This window comes from Pseudomonas sp. ARP3, from assembly GCF_001029595.1.
Taxonomy (GTDB): domain Bacteria; phylum Pseudomonadota; class Gammaproteobacteria; order Pseudomonadales; family Pseudomonadaceae; genus Aquipseudomonas; species Aquipseudomonas rhodesiae.
The window spans coordinates 153,725-175,568 of sequence record NZ_LEKF01000011.1 but is presented as its reverse complement, the minus strand read 5'-3'; the positions used below and the strand labels follow the sequence as shown (position 1 = coordinate 175,568).

23 protein-coding genes are annotated in these 21,844 nt (G+C 63.0%); 10 read left to right on the top strand and 13 right to left on the bottom strand.

Annotation, left to right across the window (positions count from 1 at the left end):
* Positions 1-2: 2 nt before the first annotated feature.
* Positions 3-1,412, bottom strand: a complete 1,410-nt coding sequence (locus tag ABX75_RS15110; protein ID WP_040268308.1) for a circularly permuted type 2 ATP-grasp protein — start codon at positions 1,410-1,412, stop codon at positions 3-5.
* Positions 1,413-1,807: 395 nt separating this feature from the next.
* On the opposite strand from ABX75_RS15110, the gene ABX75_RS15105 reads away from it, so the two are divergent.
* The 3 genes from ABX75_RS15105 (at position 1,808) to ABX75_RS29715 (ending at position 2,798) form a co-directional block, all read left to right on the top strand.
* Positions 1,808-2,353, top strand: a complete 546-nt coding sequence (locus tag ABX75_RS15105; RefSeq protein ID WP_034097814.1) for a hypothetical protein — start codon at positions 1,808-1,810, stop codon at positions 2,351-2,353.
* A gap of 85 nt (positions 2,354-2,438) precedes the next feature.
* The gene (locus ABX75_RS15100; protein ID WP_034113680.1) at positions 2,439-2,651 is read left to right on the top strand and encodes a hypothetical protein; all 213 of its coding nucleotides are present in this window, start codon (positions 2,439-2,441) and stop codon (positions 2,649-2,651) included.
* Positions 2,652-2,666: 15 nt separating this feature from the next.
* Positions 2,667-2,798 (top strand): hypothetical protein, encoded by a 132-nt coding sequence (locus ABX75_RS29715; protein ID WP_256203862.1) that lies wholly within the window; start codon positions 2,667-2,669, stop codon positions 2,796-2,798.
* 26 nt (positions 2,799-2,824) lie between these two features.
* On the opposite strand, the gene ABX75_RS15095 is transcribed toward ABX75_RS29715, so the two are convergent.
* The gene (locus ABX75_RS15095; protein WP_034138109.1) at positions 2,825-3,388 is read right to left on the bottom strand and encodes a GNAT family N-acetyltransferase; all 564 of its coding nucleotides are present in this window, start codon (positions 3,386-3,388) and stop codon (positions 2,825-2,827) included.
* A gap of 31 nt (positions 3,389-3,419) precedes the next feature.
* Positions 3,420-4,343, bottom strand: a complete 924-nt coding sequence (locus ABX75_RS15090; protein WP_047882210.1) for a universal stress protein — start codon at positions 4,341-4,343, stop codon at positions 3,420-3,422.
* Between the two features lie 248 nt (positions 4,344-4,591).
* Here ABX75_RS15090 and ABX75_RS15085 point away from each other — a divergent pair, with 248 nt between their 5' ends.
* Positions 4,592-5,830 carry an MgtC/SapB family protein gene (locus ABX75_RS15085; RefSeq protein ID WP_034097823.1) on the top strand — a complete coding sequence of 413 codons (1,239 nt, stop codon included), beginning with the start codon at positions 4,592-4,594 and terminating at the stop codon, positions 5,828-5,830.
* A gap of 6 nt (positions 5,831-5,836) precedes the next feature.
* On the opposite strand, the gene ABX75_RS15080 is transcribed toward ABX75_RS15085, so the two are convergent.
* From ABX75_RS15080 to ABX75_RS15050, 7 genes are read right to left on the bottom strand one after another with little or no spacing between them, the layout of a single operon-like run.
* Positions 5,837-7,201 carry an ATP-binding protein gene (locus ABX75_RS15080; RefSeq protein ID WP_034097824.1) on the bottom strand — a complete coding sequence of 455 codons (1,365 nt, stop codon included), beginning with the start codon at positions 7,199-7,201 and terminating at the stop codon, positions 5,837-5,839.
* On the bottom strand, positions 7,198-7,860 hold the full coding sequence (locus ABX75_RS15075) for a response regulator (RefSeq protein WP_034097826.1): 663 nt from the start codon (positions 7,858-7,860) through the stop codon (positions 7,198-7,200). The genes ABX75_RS15080 and ABX75_RS15075 overlap by 4 nt, the downstream gene beginning before the upstream one ends.
* A gap of 11 nt (positions 7,861-7,871) precedes the next feature.
* Positions 7,872-8,516: a tetratricopeptide repeat protein gene (locus ABX75_RS15070; RefSeq protein WP_047882209.1), complete on the bottom strand. Its 645-nt coding sequence runs from the start codon at positions 8,514-8,516 to the stop codon at positions 7,872-7,874.
* Positions 8,517-8,520: 4 nt separating this feature from the next.
* Positions 8,521-9,321 carry an SDR family oxidoreductase gene (locus ABX75_RS15065; protein WP_047882208.1) on the bottom strand — a complete coding sequence of 267 codons (801 nt, stop codon included), beginning with the start codon at positions 9,319-9,321 and terminating at the stop codon, positions 8,521-8,523.
* Positions 9,308-9,982 (bottom strand): TenA family transcriptional regulator, encoded by a 675-nt coding sequence (locus ABX75_RS15060; protein ID WP_034097831.1) that lies wholly within the window; start codon positions 9,980-9,982, stop codon positions 9,308-9,310. Before ABX75_RS15060 ends, ABX75_RS15065 begins: the two co-directional genes overlap by 14 nt.
* Positions 9,979-11,457 carry an AMP-binding protein gene (locus ABX75_RS15055; RefSeq protein ID WP_047882207.1) on the bottom strand — a complete coding sequence of 493 codons (1,479 nt, stop codon included), beginning with the start codon at positions 11,455-11,457 and terminating at the stop codon, positions 9,979-9,981. The genes ABX75_RS15060 and ABX75_RS15055 overlap by 4 nt, the downstream gene beginning before the upstream one ends.
* Positions 11,447-12,124 carry a thermostable hemolysin gene (locus ABX75_RS15050; RefSeq protein WP_047882206.1) on the bottom strand — a complete coding sequence of 226 codons (678 nt, stop codon included), beginning with the start codon at positions 12,122-12,124 and terminating at the stop codon, positions 11,447-11,449. Before ABX75_RS15050 ends, ABX75_RS15055 begins: the two co-directional genes overlap by 11 nt.
* A 179-nt stretch (positions 12,125-12,303) precedes the next feature.
* Between ABX75_RS15050 and ABX75_RS15045 the strand changes: the two genes are divergently transcribed.
* The 6 genes from ABX75_RS15045 (at position 12,304) to xylB (ending at position 18,984) form a co-directional block, all read left to right on the top strand.
* Positions 12,304-12,855 carry a cytochrome b gene (locus tag ABX75_RS15045; protein WP_034097835.1) on the top strand — a complete coding sequence of 184 codons (552 nt, stop codon included), beginning with the start codon at positions 12,304-12,306 and terminating at the stop codon, positions 12,853-12,855.
* A 156-nt stretch (positions 12,856-13,011) separates the two neighbouring features.
* Positions 13,012-14,544 carry a sugar ABC transporter ATP-binding protein gene (locus ABX75_RS15040; RefSeq protein ID WP_034097836.1) on the top strand — a complete coding sequence of 511 codons (1,533 nt, stop codon included), beginning with the start codon at positions 13,012-13,014 and terminating at the stop codon, positions 14,542-14,544.
* A 13-nt stretch (positions 14,545-14,557) separates the two neighbouring features.
* Positions 14,558-15,526, top strand: a complete 969-nt coding sequence (locus ABX75_RS15035) for a ribose ABC transporter permease (protein WP_094065826.1) — start codon at positions 14,558-14,560, stop codon at positions 15,524-15,526.
* Between the two features lie 34 nt (positions 15,527-15,560).
* A complete protein-coding gene (locus tag ABX75_RS15030; protein WP_034097840.1) occupies positions 15,561-16,493 on the top strand; it encodes an ABC transporter substrate-binding protein in 933 nt (310 codons plus the stop codon).
* A 6-nt stretch (positions 16,494-16,499) separates the two neighbouring features.
* Positions 16,500-17,507, top strand: a complete 1,008-nt coding sequence (locus tag ABX75_RS15025) for a LacI family DNA-binding transcriptional regulator (protein WP_256203863.1) — start codon at positions 16,500-16,502, stop codon at positions 17,505-17,507.
* 16 nt (positions 17,508-17,523) lie between these two features.
* Complete coding sequence (gene xylB, locus ABX75_RS15020) at positions 17,524-18,984, top strand: xylulokinase (protein WP_047882204.1); 1,461 nt, start codon at positions 17,524-17,526, stop codon at positions 18,982-18,984.
* Between the two features lie 4 nt (positions 18,985-18,988).
* Here xylB and trxA read toward each other — a convergent pair whose 3' ends face one another.
* The 3 genes from trxA to ABX75_RS15005 all read right to left on the bottom strand — a co-directional run bounded on the left by trxA (position 18,989) and on the right by ABX75_RS15005 (position 21,826).
* Positions 18,989-19,312, bottom strand: coding sequence for a thioredoxin (gene trxA / locus ABX75_RS15015; protein ID WP_034097846.1), 324 nt, complete (start codon positions 19,310-19,312; stop codon positions 18,989-18,991).
* On the bottom strand, positions 19,309-19,569 hold the full coding sequence (locus tag ABX75_RS15010) for a co-chaperone YbbN (protein ID WP_047882203.1): 261 nt from the start codon (positions 19,567-19,569) through the stop codon (positions 19,309-19,311). Before ABX75_RS15010 ends, trxA begins: the two co-directional genes overlap by 4 nt.
* Positions 19,570-19,846: 277 nt before the next feature.
* Complete coding sequence (locus ABX75_RS15005) at positions 19,847-21,826, bottom strand: U32 family peptidase (RefSeq protein ID WP_047882202.1); 1,980 nt, start codon at positions 21,824-21,826, stop codon at positions 19,847-19,849.
* Positions 21,827-21,844 lie beyond the last annotated feature (18 nt).

Genomic DNA, 21,844 nt, shown 5'->3' with positions numbered 1-21,844 from the left:
ATTCAGTCCTCCACCACCCAGGTGTCCTTGGTTCCGCCGCCTTGCGACGAGTTGACGATCAGCGAGCCTTCCTTGAGGGCCACCCGCGTGAGCCCGCCCGGTACCAGGCGGGTCTCCTTGCCCGACAGCACGAACGGGCGCAGGTCGATATGCCGCGGCGCGATGCCGTTTTCCACAAAGGTCGGGCAGGTCGACAGGCTCAGGGTCGGTTGAGCGATGTAGGCGTGAGGGCGGGCCTTGATGCGCTGGCGGAAGTCCTCGATTTCGGCGGCGGTGGATGCCGGGCCGACCAGCATGCCGTAGCCGCCCGAGCCCTGGGTTTCCTTGACCACCAGTTGCTCAAGGTTGGCCAGCACGTGAGACAGTTCCGCCGGTTTGCGGCACTGAAAGGTCGGCACGTTCTGTAGCACCGGTTCTTCATTCAGGTAGAAACGGATCATGTCCGGCACATAGGGGTAGATCGACTTGTCGTCGGCCACCCCGGTGCCGATGGCGTTGGCCAGCACCACATTACCGGCGCAATAGGCGGCCACTAGGCCAGGTACGCCGAGCATGGATTCGGGGTTGAACGCCTGCGGATCGAGGAACGCATCGTCGATACGGCGGTAGATCACATCCACCGCCTTGGGCCCGTCGGTGGTGCGCATGAATACTTTCAGGTCGTGCACGAACAGGTCGGCGCCTTCCACCAGTTCCACGCCCATTTCCCGGGCCAGGAAGGCATGCTCGAAGAATGCGCTGTTGAAGCGGCCTGGGGTCAGCACCACCACGTTGGGGTTGTCCAGGCGGCTGGAACTCTTGAGGGTCTTGAGCAGCAGGTTGGGGTAGTGATCCACCGGCGCGATGCGCTGCCGGGCGAATACCTCTGGGAACAGGCGCATCATCATTTTGCGGTCTTCGAGCATGTAGCTCACGCCGCTGGGGGTACGCAGGTTGTCTTCAAGCACGTAATAAGTGCCGTCGCCATCGCGCACCAGGTCGACGCCGGAGATATGCGAGTAGATATCGCGGTGCAGGTCCAGCCCGACCATCGCTTTCTGGTAACCCTCGTTGCCCAGCACTTGATCCGCTGGAATGATCCCTGCCTTGATGATGCGTTGATCGTGGTAGATGTCGGCGAGGAATAGGTTCAGCGCATTGACCCGCTGGATACACCCGCGCTCGATCACGCGCCATTCGCTGGCAGGGATGCTGCGGGGGATGATGTCGAAAGGGATCAGGCGCTCGGTGTCCTGTTCGTCGCCATACAGGGTGAAGGTGATTCCGGCGCGGTGAAACAGCAGATCGGCTTCACGACGACGCTGGGCCAGCAGTTCCGGCGGCGTATTGGCCAGCCAGCGGGAGAAATCCTGATAATGCGCACGGCACACGCCGTTTGCGTCATTCATCTCATCAAAGAAAGATCGAGCCATTCCAGTACCTTGTCAGTGCCTTGGGTTGCGCAAGCGGCACTGCCGTTTTGAAAAACGCATGTTTTTATGAGCCCGTGGCGCGAGGTGCCAGCGGGCCTGGTCCTTACTTTCTCAGGATGTCGGCTCTGGGTCGGGGGGTAACGAATGCTCCTGTTTCCAAACAGATGAATCCATAAAGCAATGCCTGTGCCGAAACCCCACCTTCCAACACATCCGCCCGCGTAGTGAGCGAGCCTGCTCGCGCCAGGCTGCGCAGCGGCGCTCCGCCAGCCACCCAGAAAGGTGCACCCCACCTTCAACAAACACGCCGCGCACCAACCCGGTGCACAACAAACTTGAACTCCCCACACGGCCTGTTCCTCTAACGGGGTCTATACACCCCGTGGACCATCCCCGTGCCCAGAATCATCTCCCCCCACACTCCGGAAGCGGCGCTGAACGACCACAGCGAACACAACGCAAAGATCTTCGGTTCGCCCAAGGACCGCCTGGACTTCTATCGCCGCGAGATCCAGTACGAAACCTCCATCCTGGCCAACCGCACCGACGCTTACCTCACCGCCCAATCGTTCCTGGTGATCGCCTTCGTGTCAGGCATGGGTAACCTCAACCCAGAGTGGGGCAAGCTGTTTACCCTGATCGTGCCGCTGTTCCTGGCACTGTTGGGCATTCTCAGCTCGCTCAACGCCTGGCCGGGCATCCGCGCGGCGTATGACATCATCGATCACTGGCACTTCAAGCAAAGCCAATTGCTGCACAGCGAACCGGTGATGGGCCTGGCCTATGACGAGTCGCCGCTGTTTTCCGAGCGCGAGTCGTCCCACAAGGGCTATCGCAAGTCCCTGCTGTTTTCCGTGCGCACGCCGTGGATTTTCATGGTGTTCTGGATTCTGCTGGGGGCTTATGCGTTCTATATCCAGGTCGACAACCCAGGCGGTTGAGCAATCCGGCGGAACTTCGGGGCAGGGCGCGGCACCTTATGTCTATGCAGGCTGTAGTTACCCAATCACTGCGCAGAGGTTAAACATGAGCACTAGCAACGATCCCCAAGTCAGCGACCGTAATGACCCCGCCATCGACGGTGGCGAGCCGGCACCCGGCACCGCCGCCGATGCCCCTAAGGACCCCAAGCCTGCCGCCGACCCCAAGGCCAAGGACAACGACTACAGCCCCGACTTCAAGCCCGAGCGCGAGCCCAAGCCGGAAACCGACGCCGACATCGACACCCAGGGCGGCTAGTTAGAGGAGACGATCATGGCTCATCAACCGGATGAAGAACTCAACGACCCAGGTAACGAAGACCCGGGGTCATTGATGGATGACGCCCAAGTGCCGCTGGTCTCGCCGGACGAAGAAGCGGACGACGATCATACGACGCGGCAATGAGGCCGGCTGCGCTACAGGCGATTCGGTCAGAGCTGCACGCTGCTGATCACCTGAGTACCGTCATCCGGATCAGTGACACTCTCGAAACCTAGATCATGGGTCAATTGACGCATATGCGCATTGGTGGCCGCGTCCACCGTATACATGCGCGTGTAGCCATTTTTTTTCGCCGCAGCCATCAAGTGCTGCATCAGCACGCGCGCCAGGCCCAGGTGCTGCCAGGCATCGGCCACCACCACCGCGCATTCGCACGCCTGGTCCTTGGCGGCGGCGTAGCGCGCCACGCCGATTTCCACCAGTTGGCCGTTATCGTGCACTAAGGCGATATACGCCAGGCGTTCCTGGTTATCGACGTCCATCAATTGATCGAGCAATGTCTTACCCGGCTCGCACACCTCGCCCAGAAAACGCTGATGCCTGGACTCGCGGGACAAGCCCTTGATGAAGTTGTATTCGCGCTCGCGGTCTTCGGCAGTCAATGGGCGCACCAGCACGTGGCGGCCATCGTCGAGCCGGTCGATCCAGTGTTCGTGGGGCACCGCCGCATAAACAGGCGCGGCTTGCCGGTTGAGTGCTTCAGTATTGGACATGACGGAACCTCCATGGGGTGAAATGGCCGGGTTATTCCAGCATCTCGGGTGACACCACCCACACACTGCAGGGCATGCGGTACAGCAGCGTTTCAGTGGTACTGCCCAGCAGCCGCGACAGACCGTGATGACCGACCCGGCCCATGACGATCACGTCGATGTTGTAGGCGTCGGCGAAGCTGGACAACACCTTCGCCGGGTTGCCCAGAATCATGTGGCGCTGTTCCGGCGGGATGCCGTTGCGCGCCGCCAGGTCGTTGAAGGCTTCGCCCTGGGCGGCGAACAGCTGCTTGGCCGCCTGCGACGAGAAGAACGCCGCGCCACTGCCGAACTCATACTCCTGGGCGGCCAGGTCGGACAAGTCATGGGCGTAAACCATCTGTACATCGGCCTCGCAGGCCGTCGCCAATTTGCTCGCTTCATGCAGGATGCGGTCGTTGAGGCCCTGGTAGCGACCGTCGCGGTGGAATGGATCGACCGCCGCCACGATCCTGCGTGGCAGAGCGTGATGCACGCCGTGCACAAAGTGCAGCGGTACGGGGCATTCGCGCAGCAGGTGCACATCCATCGGCGTGAACATCAAGCGCGAGAGACGCGACTCATGGGCCAGTGCCTTGATCACCAGGGCCATGGGTTCTTCCTTGAGGCGAATCAACAGCTCCTTGAGCGGATCATCGACCCAGGCCACCTCGGTAGTCACCGTCAGCCCCAGTTTGCGCAACGGCCGCGCCTGGTCTTCAAGCCATTGGTGATGGCGCTCCACATAGCCCAGACGCATCTGCTCCAGGGCCTGTTCGTTGACCAATCCGGCGGTGGCCAGACCTTCCAGGTAGTCGAACGCCAGAATATGCAAGGCGGCGCCTTCGGCCTTGGCCAACGCGACGGCGCGCTCGAAAGCGGGGCTGTGTTCCATCAACGGTGAAACCAGCAGCAAGAAACGGGCTTGAGCAGACATGTGCGATCTCCCTTGGATTACCAGTGGCATCTAGGGTCGATCATGGCCCCGACCGTTGGGCGGCGTTTGATCTGCATCAAGTCGCCGCCACGCCGGGCGGGGCGAGCGACGTGCGGTCAAAGTGGGGGTCGTTGATGATAATCAACGCGGCGTGCGGCATCCTGGCACAGACTGCAGAGAGCGATGCCGGTCCGGGCGTCCATTGAAGCCGAGAGGTTGTTTATGTCCATCACGCCAGGGGTGCTGTTATGAGCCAGACCTTGGGCCTGGCCGGCGCCGCTGCGGCGCTGGGTATCGGCATGCTGGTGGGGCTTGAGCGCGAACGCCACAAGGGCGAAGGCGAGCATCGCGATTTTGCCGGGTTGCGCACCTATTCGATCACCGCATTGCTCGGTTATGTGACCCAGCAGGTCGGCGGCGCCTTGTTGTTGGGCCTGATCGCGCTGTGCCTGGCGCTGCTGGTCAGTACCGCGTACTGGAAAAGCCAGGCCAAAGACCCGGGCATCACCAGCGAAGTGGCGTTGTTCACCGTGCTGGTACTGGGCGCCCTGTGCGGCGCGGCGCCCGAGTTGGCCACGGCGATTGGGGTGGTGATGGCCGGCTTGCTGGTCTATCGGCAGAAACTGCACGAGTTCGCCCGCAGCCAACTGAGCGACGCCGAAATGCGCGACGGCCTGTTGCTGCTGGTGGTCGCGCTGGTGGTATTACCGTTGGCGCCGGACCGCTTTATCGGCCCTTATGCAGCGATCAACCCGCGCACCATCTGCACCTTGACCGTACTGCTGATGGCGGTCGGCGCCCTGGGGCATGTGGTGGTGCGGGCGTTGGGCCCGCGTTATGGCTACGCGGTCGGTGCCATTGCGTCCGGGTTCGCCTCCAGCACCGTGACCATCGCCGCCATGGGCCATATCGCCGCCAAGGAACCGCAGCAGTTGCGCACGCTGGCGGCCGCGGCGGTTTTCTCCAACCTGGCTACGGTGGCGCAGGTGGCCTTGATTCTGGGCACGGTAGAGCCGGCGTTGCTGGCGCAAATGGCCTGGCCGTTGCTGGCCGGTTTTGTCGCCATCGCGGCTTACGGCATTTGCCTGATGCTGCGCACCCCCACGTCGGCCGCCAGCGAGGCGATCAAAGTGGGCGGTGCATTCGATCTCAAACTGGCGTTGATCATGGTGCTGATGATGACCGGTATAACGTTTGTCTCATCGGCGATGCTGTATTACTTCGGCGAATGGGGCGTGATGGTCACCGCCACCCTCAGCGGCTTCGCTGACGCGCACGCGTCCACCGCCTCGATTGCCGCCCTGACCGCCAGCGGCCAATTGGCCGTGCAGGCGGCGCCGATTCCGGTGTTGCTGGCGGTCAGTTGCAATTCCCTGAGCAAGTGTCTGGTGGCCTGGGTCAGCGACGGCCGCCGCTTTGCCGGCTATGTGATTGGCGGTCAAGCATTGCTGACCGCCGCGACATGGTTGGGCCTGCTGATCGGTTGAAGCGGGTCAAAGGGGGATGTGCAACGTGGCCCGCAGCCCGCCGCCGGCACGGTTGTGCAGACGGATCTGACCGCCCAGGCGCTGGGCGATGGTGTGGACAATGGTCAAGCCCAGGCCTGCGCCGTGGGCGTTGCCACGACTGTAGAAGCGCTCGAACAAGCGCTCGCGTTCCTGTTCGTCGATCCCGGGGCCCTGATCGTCCACCGTCAGCTCGAACGCCGTGTCAGTCTTGTGCAACCCCACGGTAATCACGCCATTCTCCGGAGAGAAATTCGCCGCGTTGGTCACCAGGTTGGTCAGGGCGATCGCGATGGCGGCGCCGTCGGTGGTCACGGTGCAAGGGGCATCGTCCGCGTCGAACACCAGCTCTAGGCCCTTGCTCAATAGCCAGGGCGTGAGTTGAATCAGGCTGTCGCGCACGGCGGCGGTAAGGTCCAGGGACTGTAAGGGCGGTTGCCCCGCGCTCGGCTCCAGGCGCGCCATGGTCAGCAACTGGTTGACCAGGCGGCTGGTACGGTCCACGCCAGTGATCAGGAAGGCCAGGGATTCGCGGCGTTCAGCCTCGGTGCCGGCCTCCAGCAGGTTTTGCGCATGCACCCGCAGCACCGCCAGCGGGGTACGCATTTCGTGGGCCGCATCGGCGATAAAGCGTCGCTCGCGACCTAGCAGGTCCTGTAGCTGCGCGAGCATACGGTTCAGGGCGGCCTGCATGGGTTCCAGTTCGGTCGGCAAGGGCGTCAGTTGCATCGGCTCCAGGGAGCCGGAGTGCCGGGCGCGTAACGTTGCGGCCATATCAGCCAGGGGCTTGAGCCCCCAACCGATGGCCAGCCAGACCATCATCGCCAAGATCAGGCTGCCCAGCACGTTCGGCCACAAGGTGTGGCGCACGATACGACCGACCAGGTCGGCGCGCACATCGTCGCGTTCGCCGACCCAGATGCGCAGGCCGCTGTTCTTGTCCTTGAGCAAAAAACCGCGCCATTGCCGGCCATTGAGGTCGTCCACATTGCTGTAGCCTGGCTGTTCGGGCGGAGTGGCGAACGTGGGAGCGCTGGAGGTGAACACCAGGCGTTCGCCCTGGGGGCTCCAGACCTGGAAAGCCACCTTGCTTTCGTATGGATGCCCATCGACTTTGGGGTTGGCCTCGGCCAGCGCCTTGTTGAAGGCGCGGTACAGGTCGGCTTGTTGCTCGTTCGCCAGCGGCAGGCTCATCAGGCCTTGCAGCAACCGGGCGTTTTGCGCCAGTTGCGCATCGTAGACTTCGGCAATTTCGTGGTTGCTGTCATGCAGGTTCAATGCGCTGATCAGCAAAAAACCGCCGAGCAGCAGGCCGATAATCAAGGTCAGGGTGCGGCGGCGAATCGAGGTCACACGCGATCCTCCACCAGATAACCCACGCCTCGCACAGTGCGGATCAATTCGCTGGAGAACTTTTTGCGCAAGTGGTGGATATGCACCTCCAGGGTGTTGCTTTCGGCTTCTTCGTTCCAGCCATACAGCAACTGGATCAACTGATCGCGGGTCATGACCCGCCCCGGGGGCGAAAGCAGTTCATGCAGCAGTTGGTATTCCTTGGGGGTCAGCGACACCGGTTGATGGTGATAACTGACTTGCTGGGTGCTGGGGTCCAGGCAAATGCCCGCATGTTCGATCAGCACCCGCGCCCGGCCGGCGCTGCGCCGCAGCAGGGCGCGCAAGCGGGCCTTGAGTTCGGCCAGGTCGAAGGGCTTGATCAGGTAATCGTCGGCACCGGCGTCGAGCCCGGCGATGCGGTCTTCGGTGGCATCCCGTGCGGTCAGAATCAGCACCGGTACGGTGGCACCGCTGTCGCGCAGGCGGCGCAGCACCTCCAACCCGCCCATGCGCGGCAGGCCGAGGTCGAGCACCACCACGTCGAAGGTTTCGCTGAGCAGGGCATGCAGGGCGCTGCTGCCGTCCTTCAACCAGTCGACGGTGTACCCCTCGCGCGCCAGGGCCTGGTGAATCCCTTCGCCCAGGGCTTCGTCATCCTCAATCAGTAATAGCCGCACGCGCGTTCCTGTCAGTTAAGTTGCTTGGCGATCTCGGCCAACAGGCTCTCGATCTCTTTGCGCCGCCCGGCGTCGGCGCGTTCCCGACCTGGGCGGGGACCCGCCAGTAGGGCCTTTTGCAGGGCATCGCGGGCTTGCTCATAACGTTTTTGCCGGTACAGGTGATCGCCCCAGAAGTACAGACTATCAATGCCTGTCGGGTTGACTTGCAAGGCCTGTTTAAGCAACTGCTCGGCCTTGTCGGCGTCACCGAAACCAATCGGCCAGCCCGGAACGCGATCGTACAGCGCCGCCAGGCTGGTATAGGCCGAGCCTTGCAGGGCGGTGGGGTCGAGGCCGAGCGCGCGTTCCAGGTCGGCCTTGGCGGTCTTGGCCTTGCTCAACGCCCCGAGGCCGCCCTGGGCACCGGCCCAACTGCTGGTGACGATACCCGACCAGATCCAGGCTTCGGCGGCCTGCGGACGGGCCTGGGTGAAGGCATTCGCCTGGCCGGCCAGTTGCTCGAAGGCCTGGGTGCGTTGTGCCTCAGGCAGGCCGTATTGGATCTCGGCCCAGCGTTGTTGGATCGTGGTCAGCCGTTGCTGGTCGGCGGCGTCCAACGCCCAGGTGAGGGGGCTCAGGGCACTGAGCACAAGGGCGGCAATCAGTGTTCTCATGGGGTTAGTCCTTGTTAACAGGGTTATCGCTCAAGCGGCGCACCAGGGGCAGTTGTTTACGCAGGCCACGGTCGACCAGCTTCGGCAGCAGGCTGTTGAGGCGCACGAAGAAACGCTCCGGCCAGCCCAGGTACAGGTCGCGACGGTCGTCCACAATCGCCTTGATCACCGCCGACGCCACGGTGTGCGGGTCGTCGACGTTGGACTTGAGCGCCTCGTTCAGCGCTTCGGCCGCCGCGCTGTTCATTGAGGTGCGGGTGGCGCGCGGCGCTACGTACAGCACGCCGACGTGGGTGTCGGCCAGTTCGCGGCGCAGGGCTTCGGAAAACCCGCGCAAGGCAAACTTGGTCGCGCAGTAGGTGGCATAACCGGGGTAGCCGATGGAGCCATAGGTGGAACCGACATTGACCACCCTGGCGCCCGCCGCTTGCTTGAGCATCGGCAACAGCAGCCGAGTCAGACAGATCGGCGCGCCGATATTCAACGCGAGCATCTGGTTGATGTCGGCGTCGTTCAGTTGCTCAAGCATGGCGAAGTGGTTGATCCCGGCGGTATTGATCAGCAGGTTGATACCGCCGATGGCTTCGGCCGCCGCCAGTACCTTGCGCCGGTCGGCCAGGAATGTCAGGTCGGCGCTGACCCAGCACAACTGCTGCGGGTATTGCGCAAGCAGCACATCCAGCGGCGCACGGTGGCGCGCCACCGCCAGTACCTGCGCGCCACTGGCGCACAGCATGGCAGCTATCGCCAGGCCGATGCCGCCGCTGGCGCCGGTCAGCACCACGCGGGCCTCAGACAGGCGCATGGGTGGTCTCCCCAAGGCGTGGCAGGTTGCGGAACATATCGGTATAGAGCGCGTAGACCACCTTGGACGCACGGATCACCGCGGCTTGATCCTCCGGGTCGTCGAGACGGTTCATCAGGCCGCGATAGGTCTGCATATGGCCGATATCCAACGCCCCGTGGGAGTTCAGATAGCTGAACGCCTCGGCCGGCAGTTGCAGGCGCTCGCGGATGCTGCCGGCGGCGTGGGTGGCCAGGGCGATACTGGTGCCTTCCAGTACGTTGACCATGCCGAACAGGCCGACCGGGTTATCGCGGGCGATCAGGTCGTAGAGGTAGCTGACCATCAGCTCAATGGGCAAGCCAGGGCGTCCGTCGCGCACGGCTAGCCTATCACCGCCGCAGGCCTCGATATCATCCAGTACCCAATGTTCATGGCCGTATTCGTCTTCGATGTACTCGCACACCGCCTTGCGCAGCCATTCCAGGCGTGACGGCAAGCGTGCGCCGCAGGCCATCATCAACGGCACTGTGTGGCGGACGTGGTAATAGGCCTGGGCCAGAAAGGCGCGGTAGCTGTCGAGGCTGACCTTGCCTTCCAGGGCATCGCGGATGATCGGCAGGCTGAACAATGCCTGGCGTTCTTGCTGGGTGGCGTCTTGCAGGGTGTCGAAGAAATTCACGATGGCGTGTCCTCATTCAAAGGTTGAGTAAAGTAGGCGTGGTAACGGGCGACGATGGCGTCGCGCCGAGGCCGGCCATTGGCGGTGAGCAGGCCGTTGGCGGCGGTGAAGGGGGCGTCCAGGCGCGTCCACTGGTGGACCTGGGCATAGTCCGGCAGGCCGGCATTGGCCTCGGCCACGGCGGCGGCCAGTTGGGCGTCGCTGCAGTCGGCACGATGGGGCCAGAGCAGGGCGTGGTTGTGGGGCAGGGCTTCGCCGTAGACGAATGCCTGGGCAATGTCGCCGCCCTGAGTCAGTTCGGCCTCGACCCAATCCGGGTTGACGTTGCGCCCGTAACTGGTGACGAACTGGTGTTTCTTGCGGCCCTTGAGGTACAGAAAACCGTCTTCGTCGAAGGCCCCCAGATCACCACTGGGCCACCAGGTGTCGGGCTCTTCGGCCTGGCCGAGGTAACCGAGCAGGGTCGAGCCTTTGATCAGCACTTCACCATCCTCGGCCAGGCGGATATCCACATGGGGCAGGGGTCTTCCGACGCTGCCCGGGCGCTGCGCCTGCGGCACGTTGAGGCTGACCACCGAGGCGCACTCCGACAGCCCGTAGCCTTCGAAAACCGGCATGCCCAACTGCTGGGCGCGCTGCAACAAGGCCTTGGACACACGGGCACCGCCCACGGCGGCAAACCGCAAGCCCCGGGGGCTGAAAGCCTTTTGCTCGGCGGCGATGACCAGCATCAGCAGCAGTTGTGGCACCAGGATCAGGCTGTGGGGTTGGCGCGCGGCCAGGCAACCGAGCAATTGCGCCGCATCCACCGCGCTGGCGCCCTGGATACCCAGGCTTTTTTGGCCCGGCACACTCAAGGTGGCGCCGGCATACAACGCGGCGTAGCAGCCCAGGTTCTCCAGCAGAATCGCCAGGGGCAGCAGCGCCAGGTGATGGCGCGGTTCATTGACGTGACTGGCCTGGTACAGCTCGCGGGCTACCCGCAGCAGGCTCTCGCCACTCAGGCATACACCTTTGGGCGCGCCGGTGGTGCCGGAGGTGAAGGTGACTTTGGCGGTGCCCAGGGGCATTGAGGGTCGCCCGTCGAAGTGCCGGCACCAGAAATCGCCGACCTTGTGGTAGCCCAGGCCCTCCAGCTCCTGGCTCAGATAGGGTTCGGCGATGACCCGCTCGGCGTGGCTTTGCTCCAGGCAGTGGGCACGTTGAGCCGCGCTGAAAAACGGTGGCAACGTCAGGCAGGTCAGGCCCTCGAACAGCACTGCCAGGTCCCAGAGCATGGCATCGACGCCATTGTCCAAGGCCAGCGCCACCACCTGTACGCCCTCATCGCGCAGACGTTCGCGCCGATAGGCCACCTCGGCGAACAATGTGGCGTAGTCCATTTTCAGTGAGTCGCCCCACAGAGCGATGGCACCGTCGTTACGTTCGGCATGGCCACGCAGAACGGCGTGGAATCGCAGGGTTTCAGGCGACATGGCAAGTGTCCTCAAGGGTGGTAGGCAGGCCCAAGCGCGAAAACAGGCCCATGTTGCGTAAATGCGTGAAGCCGGCGCGGATATTGCCCACATGCACCCACGGCTGGCTTTCGTAATAACGGCCCCAGTTATGGCGCTCATCGCCCAAGCGTTGCGGGTCGGCGGCACACAGGGTCACGGGCTTGAGCCCAAGGCGATGGAAGCTGTTGACCAGCCCCGCATTGCCGGTAAAGGCCACCCACTCCAGCCCCCCCATGGCCAATAACCAAGTGATGGCGATGATGCTCAGGCGTGCACTGCCGTTATCACTGGCGGCCAGGTTGCCGACCTCGGCGATGGCGCGCCGCTCCACTGGCTGGCCGGCGGCGGCGCTGACCAAGGCCTCGATCGGATGATCCAGGTATTGCTCCAAAAACAGCGCTTCGCTGCGGGCCAGGCGTACCCCGGCGACGGCGCACAGCTCGCCGTCGGCCTGGCTGACGCCAAACAATTGCGGCATGAAGTGGCGGATGTCCGCGCCATGGGCCAGGCGAAAGCGCTGCTGGATGAACGCTTCGAAGGCCGGGCGCCGAGGGTCGTCGGGCAAGGCGCGGCTCAGGTGCAGCGGGGCGCTGTCGGCGTGGCCGAACAGCAGGGGCAACGGGATGTTCCAGTCGAAATCGGGCATTTGGCGGTTCGCCTCCCACGTCAAGTTGGGAGGAGTATCAGTAGCCTTTCTTAACGAAGTCTGAAGGTGGGCGTAAACATCGTCGTTCGGTCTTCAGACTGGCTTAAGACTGCCAGGGCAGGGTGGCGCGGACTTTCCAGGCCGGCCTCGGCCATCACTTCCTCAAAGGCGACTTTTCCATGAACCAATATTGGGTAACGCAGCGCTACGCCCGGTTATCGATGACCCTGCACTGGCTGATGCTGGCGCTGTTTGTCGGTGTCTATGCCTGCATCGAAATCAAAGGCCTGCTGCCTCGCGGCAGTGTGGCGAGGAGCTTCATGGCGGGCACTCATGGGCTGCTGGGGATGGGTATTTTCCTGTTGGTGTGGGTGCGCTTGCTCGGGCGTCTGGCTCCTCGTCCGGCCATCGTGCCGCGGCCTCCGGTCTGGCAAACGGCGTTGGCGCACCTGATGCACCTGGCCCTGTATGGCTTGATGATCGTGACGCCGCTGCTGGCCTGGCTGATGCTTAGCGCCGGGGGCAAAACCCTGCCGTACTTCGAGTGGTCGTTGCCCGCTCTGGTGGCGATGGACCCGGACCAAGCCAAGGTGTTCAAGCACTGGCATGAGTGGCTGGGCAATGCCGGTTATTGGCTGATCGGCCTGCATGCGGCCGCCGGGCTGTTCCATCACTACTGGGTGCGCGACAACACGCTGATACGCATGCTGCCTAAATCGCGTAATCGCTGAAGTTGCGACAAATCAGCTTGATGAAACGTTTCTTCTAGCGACAAATGGCGCACGCAAGCGCTTGCGTAAGTAAATGTATCTGATTAGAGTCGGTGCCAATCGGCTCTGATCCAAAGGGGGCCGAACGACAAAAATAATAAAACCAGGAGCTCAGACATGAGCCTTGAACCCTTGCTGGAGATGCAGGGCATCAGCAAAACCTTCAACGGTTTGCGCGTGCTCAAAAATGTCGGCCTGAAGGTTTACCCCGGCGAAATCCACGCCTTGATGGGGGAGAACGGCGCCGGCAAATCCACTTTGATGAAAATCCTTTCCGGCGCTTATCAGGCCGATCCCGGCGGTGAAATCCGCATCGGCGGCGAGCCCATCGCCACATTCAATCCCGCCACCGCCAAAGCCCTCGGCATCGCCGTGATCTACCAGGAACTGAGCCTGTGCCCGAACCTGAGCGTGGCCGAGAACATTTACCTGGGCCGCGAACTCCGGCGTGGTTGGACCATCGACCGCGCCGGCATGCAGGACGGCTGCGTCGAAGTGCTGCAACGCCTGGGCGCCGAATTCACCCCGGCCACGCGGGTCAGCAGCCTGTCGATTGCCGAGCGCCAACTGGTGGAGATCGCCCGCGCTTTGCATGCCCACGCCAAGATCCTGGTGATGGACGAGCCCACTACGCCGCTGTCGTCCCGCGAAACGGATCGCCTGTTCGCGCTGATCAAACAGCTGCGCAGCCAAGGCCTGGCGATCATCTATATCAGCCACCGCATGGCCGAGATCTACGAGCTGTCGGACCGCGTATCGGTGCTGCGCGACGGTCAGTACATCGGCGAACTGACCCGCGAGGAGCTGTCGGCCGAGGTGCTGGTGAAAATGATGGTGGGCCGCGACTTGTCAGGGTTCTATAAAAAGGACCACGCGGCGTACGACCCCGGCGCCGTGGTGATGCGCGTGCGCGACATGGCCGACGGCAAACGCGTGCGCCAGTGCAGTTTCGACCTGCATGCCGGTGAGGTGCTGGGCATTGCCGGGCTGGTGGGGGCAGGGCGCACCGAGCTGGCGCGCCTGATCTTCGCCGCCGACCCGCGCACCAGCGGAACTCTGGAAGTGGTGGGCAAGACCGTCACCCAACTGCGCACCCCGGCGGACGCGATTCGTGCCGGCGTGGTGTACCTCACCGAAGACCGCAAGGCCCAGGGCCTGTTCCTCGACATGAGCGTGGCCGACAACATCAACGTCTGCGCCTGTGTGCCGGATGCCCGCGCCGGTGGCGTGCTCGACCGGGCGCACGCCGCGCAACGCTCGAATGACGCGATCAAGTCGCTGTCGATCCGCGTGGCGTCGGGCAAGGTCAACGTCGGCGCGTTATCCGGTGGCAACCAGCAGAAAGTCCTGCTGGCGCGCTTGCTGGAGGTCAAGCCCCATGTGCTGATCCTCGACGAACCCACCCGTGGCGTGGACATCGGCTCCAAATCCGAGATCTACCGCATCATCAATCAGCTGGCGCTGGCCGGGGTGGGCATTGTGGTGATTTCCAGCGAGCTGCCGGAAATCATCGGCACCTGCGACCGCGTGCTGATCATGCGCGAAGGCCAATTGGTGGCCGAAGTCGGCGGGGCTTCCGGCCACGCTATTTCCCAGGAACGTATTATCGACCTCGCCACCGGTGGCGATCAGGTGGCTGCCCATGGCTGACTCAAACAACACAATGACCCTCACACCTATAGGCAAAGCCGAACGCGCCCGCGAGCTGATGCGCACGGTCGGCATGTTGCCGGTGCTGGTGTTGCTGCTGGTGGGCTTTGCCCTGGCCAGTGAAAACTTCCTGACCTTGCAGAACCTGTCGATCATCACCCAGCAAGCCTCGGTGAACGTGGTGTTGGCGGCGGGCATGACCTTTGTGATCCTCACTGCCGGCATCGACCTGTCGGTGGGCGCGATCCTGGCGGCGTCGGCGGTGGTGGCGTTGCAGGCGTCGATGTCGCCGCAGTTCGGTATGTTCGGCATCGCCGCCGGCATCGGCTTCGGGCTGTTACTCGGGCTGGTCAACGGCGGGCTGATCGCCTTTATGCGCCTGCCGCCGTTTATCGTCACCCTCGGCGCGCTCACCGCCATGCGTGGGCTGGCGCGGCTGTTGGCCGACGACAAGACGGTGTTCAACCCGGATCTGCCGTTTGCATTTATCGGTAACGACTCGATCCTTGGCGTGCCATGGCTGGTGGTGATTGCCGTGGCAGTGGTGGCGCTGTCGTGGTTCATCCTGCGGCGCACGGTGATGGGGGTGCAGATCTATTCGGTGGGCGGCAACCCGGAAGCGGCGCGGCTGTCGGGGATCAAGGTGTGGAAGGTGTTGCTGTTCGTCTATGCCATGTCCGGGGCGTTGGCCGGGCTCGGCGCGGTGATGAGCGCTTCGCGCCTGTTTGCCGCCAACGGCCTGCAACTGGGGCAATCCTACGAGCTGGATGCGATTGCCGCGGTGATCCTCGGCGGCACCAGCTTTACCGGCGGCGTCGGCACCATCGGTGGCACGCTGATCGGCGCGCTGATCATTGCCGTGCTCACCAATGGCCTGGTGCTGCTGGGGGTGTCGGATATCTGGCAATACATCATCAAAGGCATCGTGATCATTGGCGCGGTGGCACTGGACCGTTATCGCCAGTCCGGCGCGCGCACCTGATTTATCTCCTACAACAATCACAAGAGAGAAGCGCATGAACTTTAAACGTATCGTTCCCGTCATCGCTCTGGCTGCCCTGATGTCCCAGGCAGTACAGGCCCGTGAACTCAAAGCGCTGGGCATCAGCATGGGCTCGCTGGGAAACCCGTATTTCGTGACCCTGGCCGACGGTGCCACGGCGCGCGCCAAGGCGTTGAACCCCGACGTCAAGGTGACCTCGGTGTCCGCCGACTATGACCTGAGCAAACAGTTTTCCCAGATCGACAACTTCATCTCGTCCAAGGTCGACTTGATACTGCTCAACGCCGTCGACCCCTCGGCCATGGCCTCGGCGATCAAGAAAGCCCGCGACGCCGGCATCGTCGTAGTCGCCGTGGATGTGGACGCTAAGGGCGTGAACGCCACCGTACAGACCGATAACGTCGAAGCCGGCAAGCTGGCCTGCCAGTACCTGGTGGACAAGCTCTCGGGCAAAGGCAATGTGATTATCCAGAACGGCCCGCAGGTCACCGCCGTGACCGACCGCGTCAAGGGCTGCAAAGCTGCATTGGCCGGCGCGCCGGACATCAAGGTGCTGTCCGACGATCAGGACGGAAAAGGTTCGCGCGAAGGCGGCCTGAACGTGATGCAGGGCTATCTCACCCGTTTCCCGAAAATCGACGGCCTGTTCGCGATCAACGACCCCCAAGCCATCGGTAGCGACCTGGCAGCCAAGCAGCTCAAGCGCAGCGGCATCATCATCACCTCGGTGGATGGCGCGCCGGACATCGAAAATGCACTGAAGAGCGATACGCAGATCCAGGCCTCCGCCAGCCAGGACCCGTGGGCCATGGCCCAGACCGCCGTGGACGTAGGCAATGACATTCTCAACGACAAAGCCCCGGCCGACGCGGTGACGTTGCTCACGCCGAAACTGATCACCCGCGACAATGTCGGCAGCTACAGCGGCTGGTCGAGCAAACACTGAGTCCGTCTGAGGAACCGCGCCATGGTCACCATGGACGATGTGGCAAGCCGCGCCGGGGTGTCGACTTCAACCGTGTCCCATGTGGTGAACGGCACCCGTAAAGTCAGCGCGGCGACGGTGCTGGCAGTGCAGCGTGCGATCCAGGATCTGGGTTATATCCCCAACACCCTGGCGCGCTCGCTGGCCCGTTCCAGCACCAGCACCATTGGCGTGGCGATTTCGGCGCTGTCCAATCACTACTTCAGCGAGACCGTGCACGCGATTGAAACCGAGTGCGCCAAGCACGGCTACATGATGCTGTTTGTCGACACCCACGATGACCCGCAGCAAGAGTTGCGGGTAGTGACGGCGCTGCATCATCGGCGTGTCGACGGTATTGTGCTGGCCCCGTCGAATGAGTCCCTGGCCCTGGATTACCTGCGTGCCAACCAGATTCCGGCGGTGCTGGTGGATCGGATGATGAGCGCGCAATTTGATCAGGTCGGGGTGGAAAACGCGCGGTCCACGCAAACCTTGATCGAACACCTGATAAGCCACGGACATAGCCGTATCGGCTTTATCGCCGGGCGTGCGGGGTTCAGTACCACGGATGAGCGGGTGGCCGGCTACACGGCGGCGTTGCAGGGGGCGGGGTTGGCAGTTGATCCGCAGCTGTTGGTAAACGGCGGTTCCAGTACCGAGCCGGCTCGTCAGGCCACGGTGCAACTGTTGGGCCTGGAGTCGCCACCGACGGCGATTATGGCCGGTAATAACTTGATGACCCTGGGCGCGATGCACGCTCTGCGTGATGCGCACCTGGAGGTTCCGGCGCAGATGGCGTTGGTGGGGTTTGATGATTTTGATTGGGCAGACTTTTTCGTGCCGCGCTTGACCCTGATCGCCCAGCCTGTGCAGGCGTTGGGTGCCCAGGCGGTCAATCTACTGCTGCAACGCATGGCGTCGCCCGCTGCGCCCACCCAGTGTGTGCGCCTGGCACCAACCCTGCGAATACGCAATTCCTGTGGCTGCCACTGATTGGAATCACATACGTATGAACAGTCCGGTTTCCTTGGGCATCGATCTCGGCACCTCTGAACTCAAAGCCATCCTGATGGACCTCGACGGCAACGTCCTGGCCCATGCCGGCGTGCGCCTGAGCGTTTCAAGACGCCACAGCGGCTGGTCAGAACAGGCGCCGCAGGATTGGTGGCAAGCCTGTATGCAGGCGCTTGGCCAGCTGCGCAGCCATCCGGCGTATGCCGATGTGGCCTGTATCGGCCTGTCCGGGCAGATGCACGGCGCGGTGCTGTTGGGTGCGGACGACCGGGTGCTGTATCCGGCCATCCTGTGGGATGACTCCCGCGCCGTGGCCGAGGCAGAACGCCTGGGCGCAGATTTCGCCTATGTCACCGGCAGCCTGCCGATGGCCGGGCTTACCGCGCCGAAGTTGCTGTGGCTGCAGGAGCATGAACCAGAGGTGTTCAAAGCCATCGACTGCGTGTTGTCGCCCAAGGATTACCTGCGGTTGTGTCTGACTGGCGAGCGCATCAGCGAGATGTCCGACGCCGCCGGTACGCTGTGGCTGGATGTGGCCCGACGCGAGTGGTTCACGCCGATGCTGCGCGCCACCGGCCTGGCGCCGTGGCAGATGCCTCGACTGGTTGAAGGCGGCGCGCCAAGCGCGCGGTTGACCGCGACGCAGCTGGGGCTTTCGCCCGAGGTAGTGATCGCCGGCGGTGGCGGCGATAACCCGGTGGCGGCGGTGGGCATCGGTGCGGTCCATGCCGGGGACGGTTTCATCACCTTGGGCACCAGCGCGGCGATTGTGGCGATCACCGACCACGCCGCCGGCAACCCGGCCAGCGCGGTACATAGCTTCTGCCATGCGCTACCGGATCGCTGGTACACCATGGGCGCCATGCTCGCCGGTGCCAGTTGCTTGCGCTGGGTCACGCGGTTGACCGGGATGGCGGATGAGCAAACCTTGCTAGCGCAGGTCCAGGCGCAATTACCGATCGAACAGGCCGTGCCGCTGCACACGCCGTTGTTCCTGCCGTACCTGGCCGGCGAACGCACGCCGCACAACGACCCCTTGTTGCGCGGCGGCTTTATGGGGCTGGGGCATGACTGCACACCGGCGATGCTCGGCTATGCGGTGATGGAGGGCGTCGGCTTCGGCCTGCTGGATGCGCTGCACGCGGTGCAATCGGCGGGCGCACAGGTCGGCGCCTGCGCTTTGGTAGGCGGCGGCGCGCGCAGCGCATATTGGGCGCAGTTGCTGGCCAATATCCTGCAACGGGAGATCTACACGTTGCACGGCAGTGAACTGAGCGCCTGCATCGGCGCGGCGAAACTCGGGTTCATGGCGGTGGGCGAGGGCGCAGACTTGCTGGCAGCAGGTATGCCGATCAAGGCGCGCTACTTGCCGGATGCGACGCAGCGGGCGGTGCTGGATGAGCGTTATCGGCGGTTTCAGGGATTGTTGGAGGCGGCGAAAGGGTTGCGGGCCTGAGCAATCAGAGCTTGCCGTCCAGAAAGCTGATCAGTCGCGACTTCGTGATAGCGCCGATTTGCGTCCCTTCTACATGACCGCCACTGAACAGCATCAGCGTAGGAATGCTACGTATGCCATATGTTTGCGGCGTGGCTGGATTCTCGTCGACATTGAGTGTGGCAACCTGCAACCGATCTGCGTATTCCTCGGCGATCTGTTCGATAGACACCGCAAGCATTTTGCACGGGCCGCACCATTCGGCCCAGAAGTCGACCAGTACAGGTTTGGTGCTGTGGATGACGTCGTCCTCGAACGAAGCGTCAGTGATGGCTTTGATCTGACTCATAAATGCCTCCTGTGGTCTTTGAACAGCATCAGCGTGGGCACCTCGTGCACCCCGTACCGGGCCGGTGTGACGCAATGGTCGTCGACATTCAGCGTCACAATGGTCAAGCGGCCCAGGTAATCCTCAGCCATTTGTTCGAGGTAGGGCAGATGGCCGCAGCTATTGTTCCAGTAATACACCAACACTGGGCCTAGGGCCTGCAACACCTGCCTATCGAAATTGGCATCGCTGACTTCTTTGATAAGTGAGCGCGTCATGGGCAACCCTCCAGCCACAGCACCGACGCTAACGCAACGAAGCGGCGAAGGCACCTGTGAAAAATGACAGGGGGTTAGATCGATTGGCGATAGCCCAAGGCGGTGCCTGTATGAGCGGGGTTGCGCCGCACTGGGCCGCGAGGCGGCCCGCGATCAAACTGCGGCGCAGTGTCAGAGCGAATGGGGACAGCCGGTTCCAGGGCTGCTTGTGCAGCCCGGCGCGGGGCAAGCCCGCTCACCACAAAACAGTGTTAGCCGTTGACGAAGTGCAACAGCGTCAGTGCGTGCCCTGATAGATAAGTTTGTCCGGGTTGAAGTGTTCGACCACGCTGCCGGGTTGCGGCAAGCCCAGAATGTGGCCCTTGATCTTGCCCACCACATGCATTTCACACGGCTTGCAGTCGAATTTCAGGGTCAGCACTTCGTCGCCGTGGATCAGTTGCATCGGCGCCACCTTGGTCTTCACGCCCGTGACGCCCTTGGCCTGTTTAGGGCACAGGTTGAACGAGAAGCGCAGGCAGTGCTTGGTGATCATCACCGGCACTTCGCCGGTTTCTTCATGGGCTTCGAAGGCCGCGTCGATTAACTTCACCCCGTGGCGGTGGTAGAAGTCGCGGGCTTTCTGGTTGTAGACGTTGGCCAGGAACGACAGGTGCGCTTCCGGATAGACCGGCGGCGGTGTGGTTTCGGCCTTGCGCCCACCACGGGGGTGCGCCGCGACCCGGGCGGCGGTCAGCGCTTCGATGACTTCGCGGCGCAGTGCCTTGAGCTGCGAGTTGGGGATGAAGAACGCCTGCGGCGCATCCAGCTCGATGGCAGTGGCGTGGTATTCGGTGGTGCCCAGTTGGCCGAGCAAGTCGCGCAAGGTATCCAGCGCCTGTTCCGGTTTGTTGGCCACGCCGAACGGGCCGGGCAGGGTGACGCTGGCGCTGATGCCTTCCTCGCTGGTAGCGGTGACGTGCAACTGCTCTTCACGCAAACGCGCGACCCACGCAAGGCTGATACGGCGCTCGGCCGAGGTCTTGAGCAGCGCCTGCTGCCAGTTGTGGTCGAGGTTGCGGTTCAGCGGATGGTTGGGGCGCAGTTGGTGCAGGCCGGCGGGCATTTCATTCGGCTCAACGCGATAGCGGTAGCGCTTCTGGCCGTCTTCCTCGAACTCGCCCTTGGGCTCGGCGATGTTGGCGCGGAACCCCACCACTTCACGCTTGACCAGCACGTTCAGGCCATCGCCATTGGACAGCGGCTCATGGGTGACTACCTGCAGGTCGCGCTTGCCGGTTTTTTCCACCACACCCACCGGCAGGCCGGTGAAGGTCGGCGTGTCGAAAGCGCCGATGTCGATCTTGCGCTCGCTGACAAAGTAGTCGGTGCTGCCGCGGTGGAAGGTTTTTTCCGGGTCGGGCAGGAAGAAATGCGCGGTGCGACCGCTGGAAGCACGGGCCAGGTCCGGACGATCTTCGAGAATGTCGTCCAGGCGCTGGCGGTAATAGGCGGTGATGTTCTTCACATAGCCCATGTCCTTGTAACGGCCTTCGATCTTGAACGAACGCACACCGGCCTCTACCAGCGCACGCAGGTTGGCGCTCTGGTTGTTGTCTTTCATCGACAGCAGGTGTTTTTCAAAGGCCACGACGCGCCCCTGATCGTCCTTCAAGGTGTACGGCAGGCGGCACGCTTGGGAGCAATCGCCGCGGTTGGCGCTGCGGCCGTTCTGCGCGTGGGAGATATTGCACTGCCCGGAAAACGCCACGCACAGTGCGCCATGAATGAAGAACTCGATGGCGGCATCGGTCTCGTCGGCGATGGTGCGGATTTCCTGCAGGTTCAGCTCACGGGCCAATACCAGTTGGGAGAACCCGGCCTGATCGAGAAACTTGGCGCGGGCCAGGGTGCGGATATCGGTCTGGGTACTGGCATGCAGCTCGATGGGCGGGATATCCAGCTCCATCACCCCCAGGTCCTGCACGATCAGCGCGTCGACACCGGCGTCGTAGAGCTGATGGATCAGCTTGCGCGCCGGCTCCAGCTCGTTGTCATGCAGGATGGTATTGATGGTGGTGAACACCCGGGCGTGGTAACGGCGGGCGAACTCGACCAGTTGAGCGATATCGCTCACTTCGTTACACGCGTTGTGGCGCGCGCCGAAGCTGGGGCCGCCGATATAGATGGCGTCGGCGCCGTGCAGGATGGCCTCGCGGGCGATGGCTACATCGCGGGCAGGGCTGAGCAATTCCAGGTGATGCTTGGGCAAGGACATAGTTTTTTTAGTCAGGCT

What these genes read in the sequence shown, in the direction of transcription:
- ABX75_RS15110 (WP_040268308.1), bottom strand. Translation starts at nt 1,412, where the DNA reads ATGGCTCGATCTTTCTTTGATGAGATGAATGACGCAAACGGCGTGTGC.
- ABX75_RS15100 (WP_034113680.1), top strand. Translation starts at nt 2,439, where the DNA reads ATGAGCACTAGCAACGATCCCCAAGTCAGCGACCGTAATGACCCCGCC.
- ABX75_RS29715 (WP_256203862.1), top strand. Translation starts at nt 2,667, where the DNA reads ATGGCTCATCAACCGGATGAAGAACTCAACGACCCAGGTAACGAAGAC.
- ABX75_RS15095 (WP_034138109.1), bottom strand. Translation starts at nt 3,388, where the DNA reads ATGTCCAATACTGAAGCACTCAACCGGCAAGCCGCGCCTGTTTATGCG.
- ABX75_RS15090 (WP_047882210.1), bottom strand. Translation starts at nt 4,343, where the DNA reads ATGTCTGCTCAAGCCCGTTTCTTGCTGCTGGTTTCACCGTTGATGGAA.
- ABX75_RS15085 (WP_034097823.1), top strand. Translation starts at nt 4,592, where the DNA reads ATGAGCCAGACCTTGGGCCTGGCCGGCGCCGCTGCGGCGCTGGGTATC.
- ABX75_RS15070 (WP_047882209.1), bottom strand. Translation starts at nt 8,516, where the DNA reads ATGAGAACACTGATTGCCGCCCTTGTGCTCAGTGCCCTGAGCCCCCTC.
- ABX75_RS15065 (WP_047882208.1), bottom strand. Translation starts at nt 9,321, where the DNA reads ATGCGCCTGTCTGAGGCCCGCGTGGTGCTGACCGGCGCCAGCGGCGGC.
- ABX75_RS15055 (WP_047882207.1), bottom strand. Translation starts at nt 11,457, where the DNA reads ATGTCGCCTGAAACCCTGCGATTCCACGCCGTTCTGCGTGGCCATGCC.
- ABX75_RS15050 (WP_047882206.1), bottom strand. Translation starts at nt 12,124, where the DNA reads ATGCCCGATTTCGACTGGAACATCCCGTTGCCCCTGCTGTTCGGCCAC.
- ABX75_RS15045 (WP_034097835.1), top strand. Translation starts at nt 12,304, where the DNA reads ATGAACCAATATTGGGTAACGCAGCGCTACGCCCGGTTATCGATGACC.
- ABX75_RS15040 (WP_034097836.1), top strand. Translation starts at nt 13,012, where the DNA reads ATGAGCCTTGAACCCTTGCTGGAGATGCAGGGCATCAGCAAAACCTTC.
- ABX75_RS15035 (WP_094065826.1), top strand. Translation starts at nt 14,558, where the DNA reads ATGACCCTCACACCTATAGGCAAAGCCGAACGCGCCCGCGAGCTGATG.
- ABX75_RS15030 (WP_034097840.1), top strand. Translation starts at nt 15,561, where the DNA reads ATGAACTTTAAACGTATCGTTCCCGTCATCGCTCTGGCTGCCCTGATG.
- xylB (WP_047882204.1), top strand. Translation starts at nt 17,524, where the DNA reads ATGAACAGTCCGGTTTCCTTGGGCATCGATCTCGGCACCTCTGAACTC.
- trxA (WP_034097846.1), bottom strand. Translation starts at nt 19,312, where the DNA reads ATGAGTCAGATCAAAGCCATCACTGACGCTTCGTTCGAGGACGACGTC.
- ABX75_RS15010 (WP_047882203.1), bottom strand. Translation starts at nt 19,569, where the DNA reads ATGACGCGCTCACTTATCAAAGAAGTCAGCGATGCCAATTTCGATAGG.
- ABX75_RS15005 (WP_047882202.1), bottom strand. Translation starts at nt 21,826, where the DNA reads ATGTCCTTGCCCAAGCATCACCTGGAATTGCTCAGCCCTGCCCGCGAT.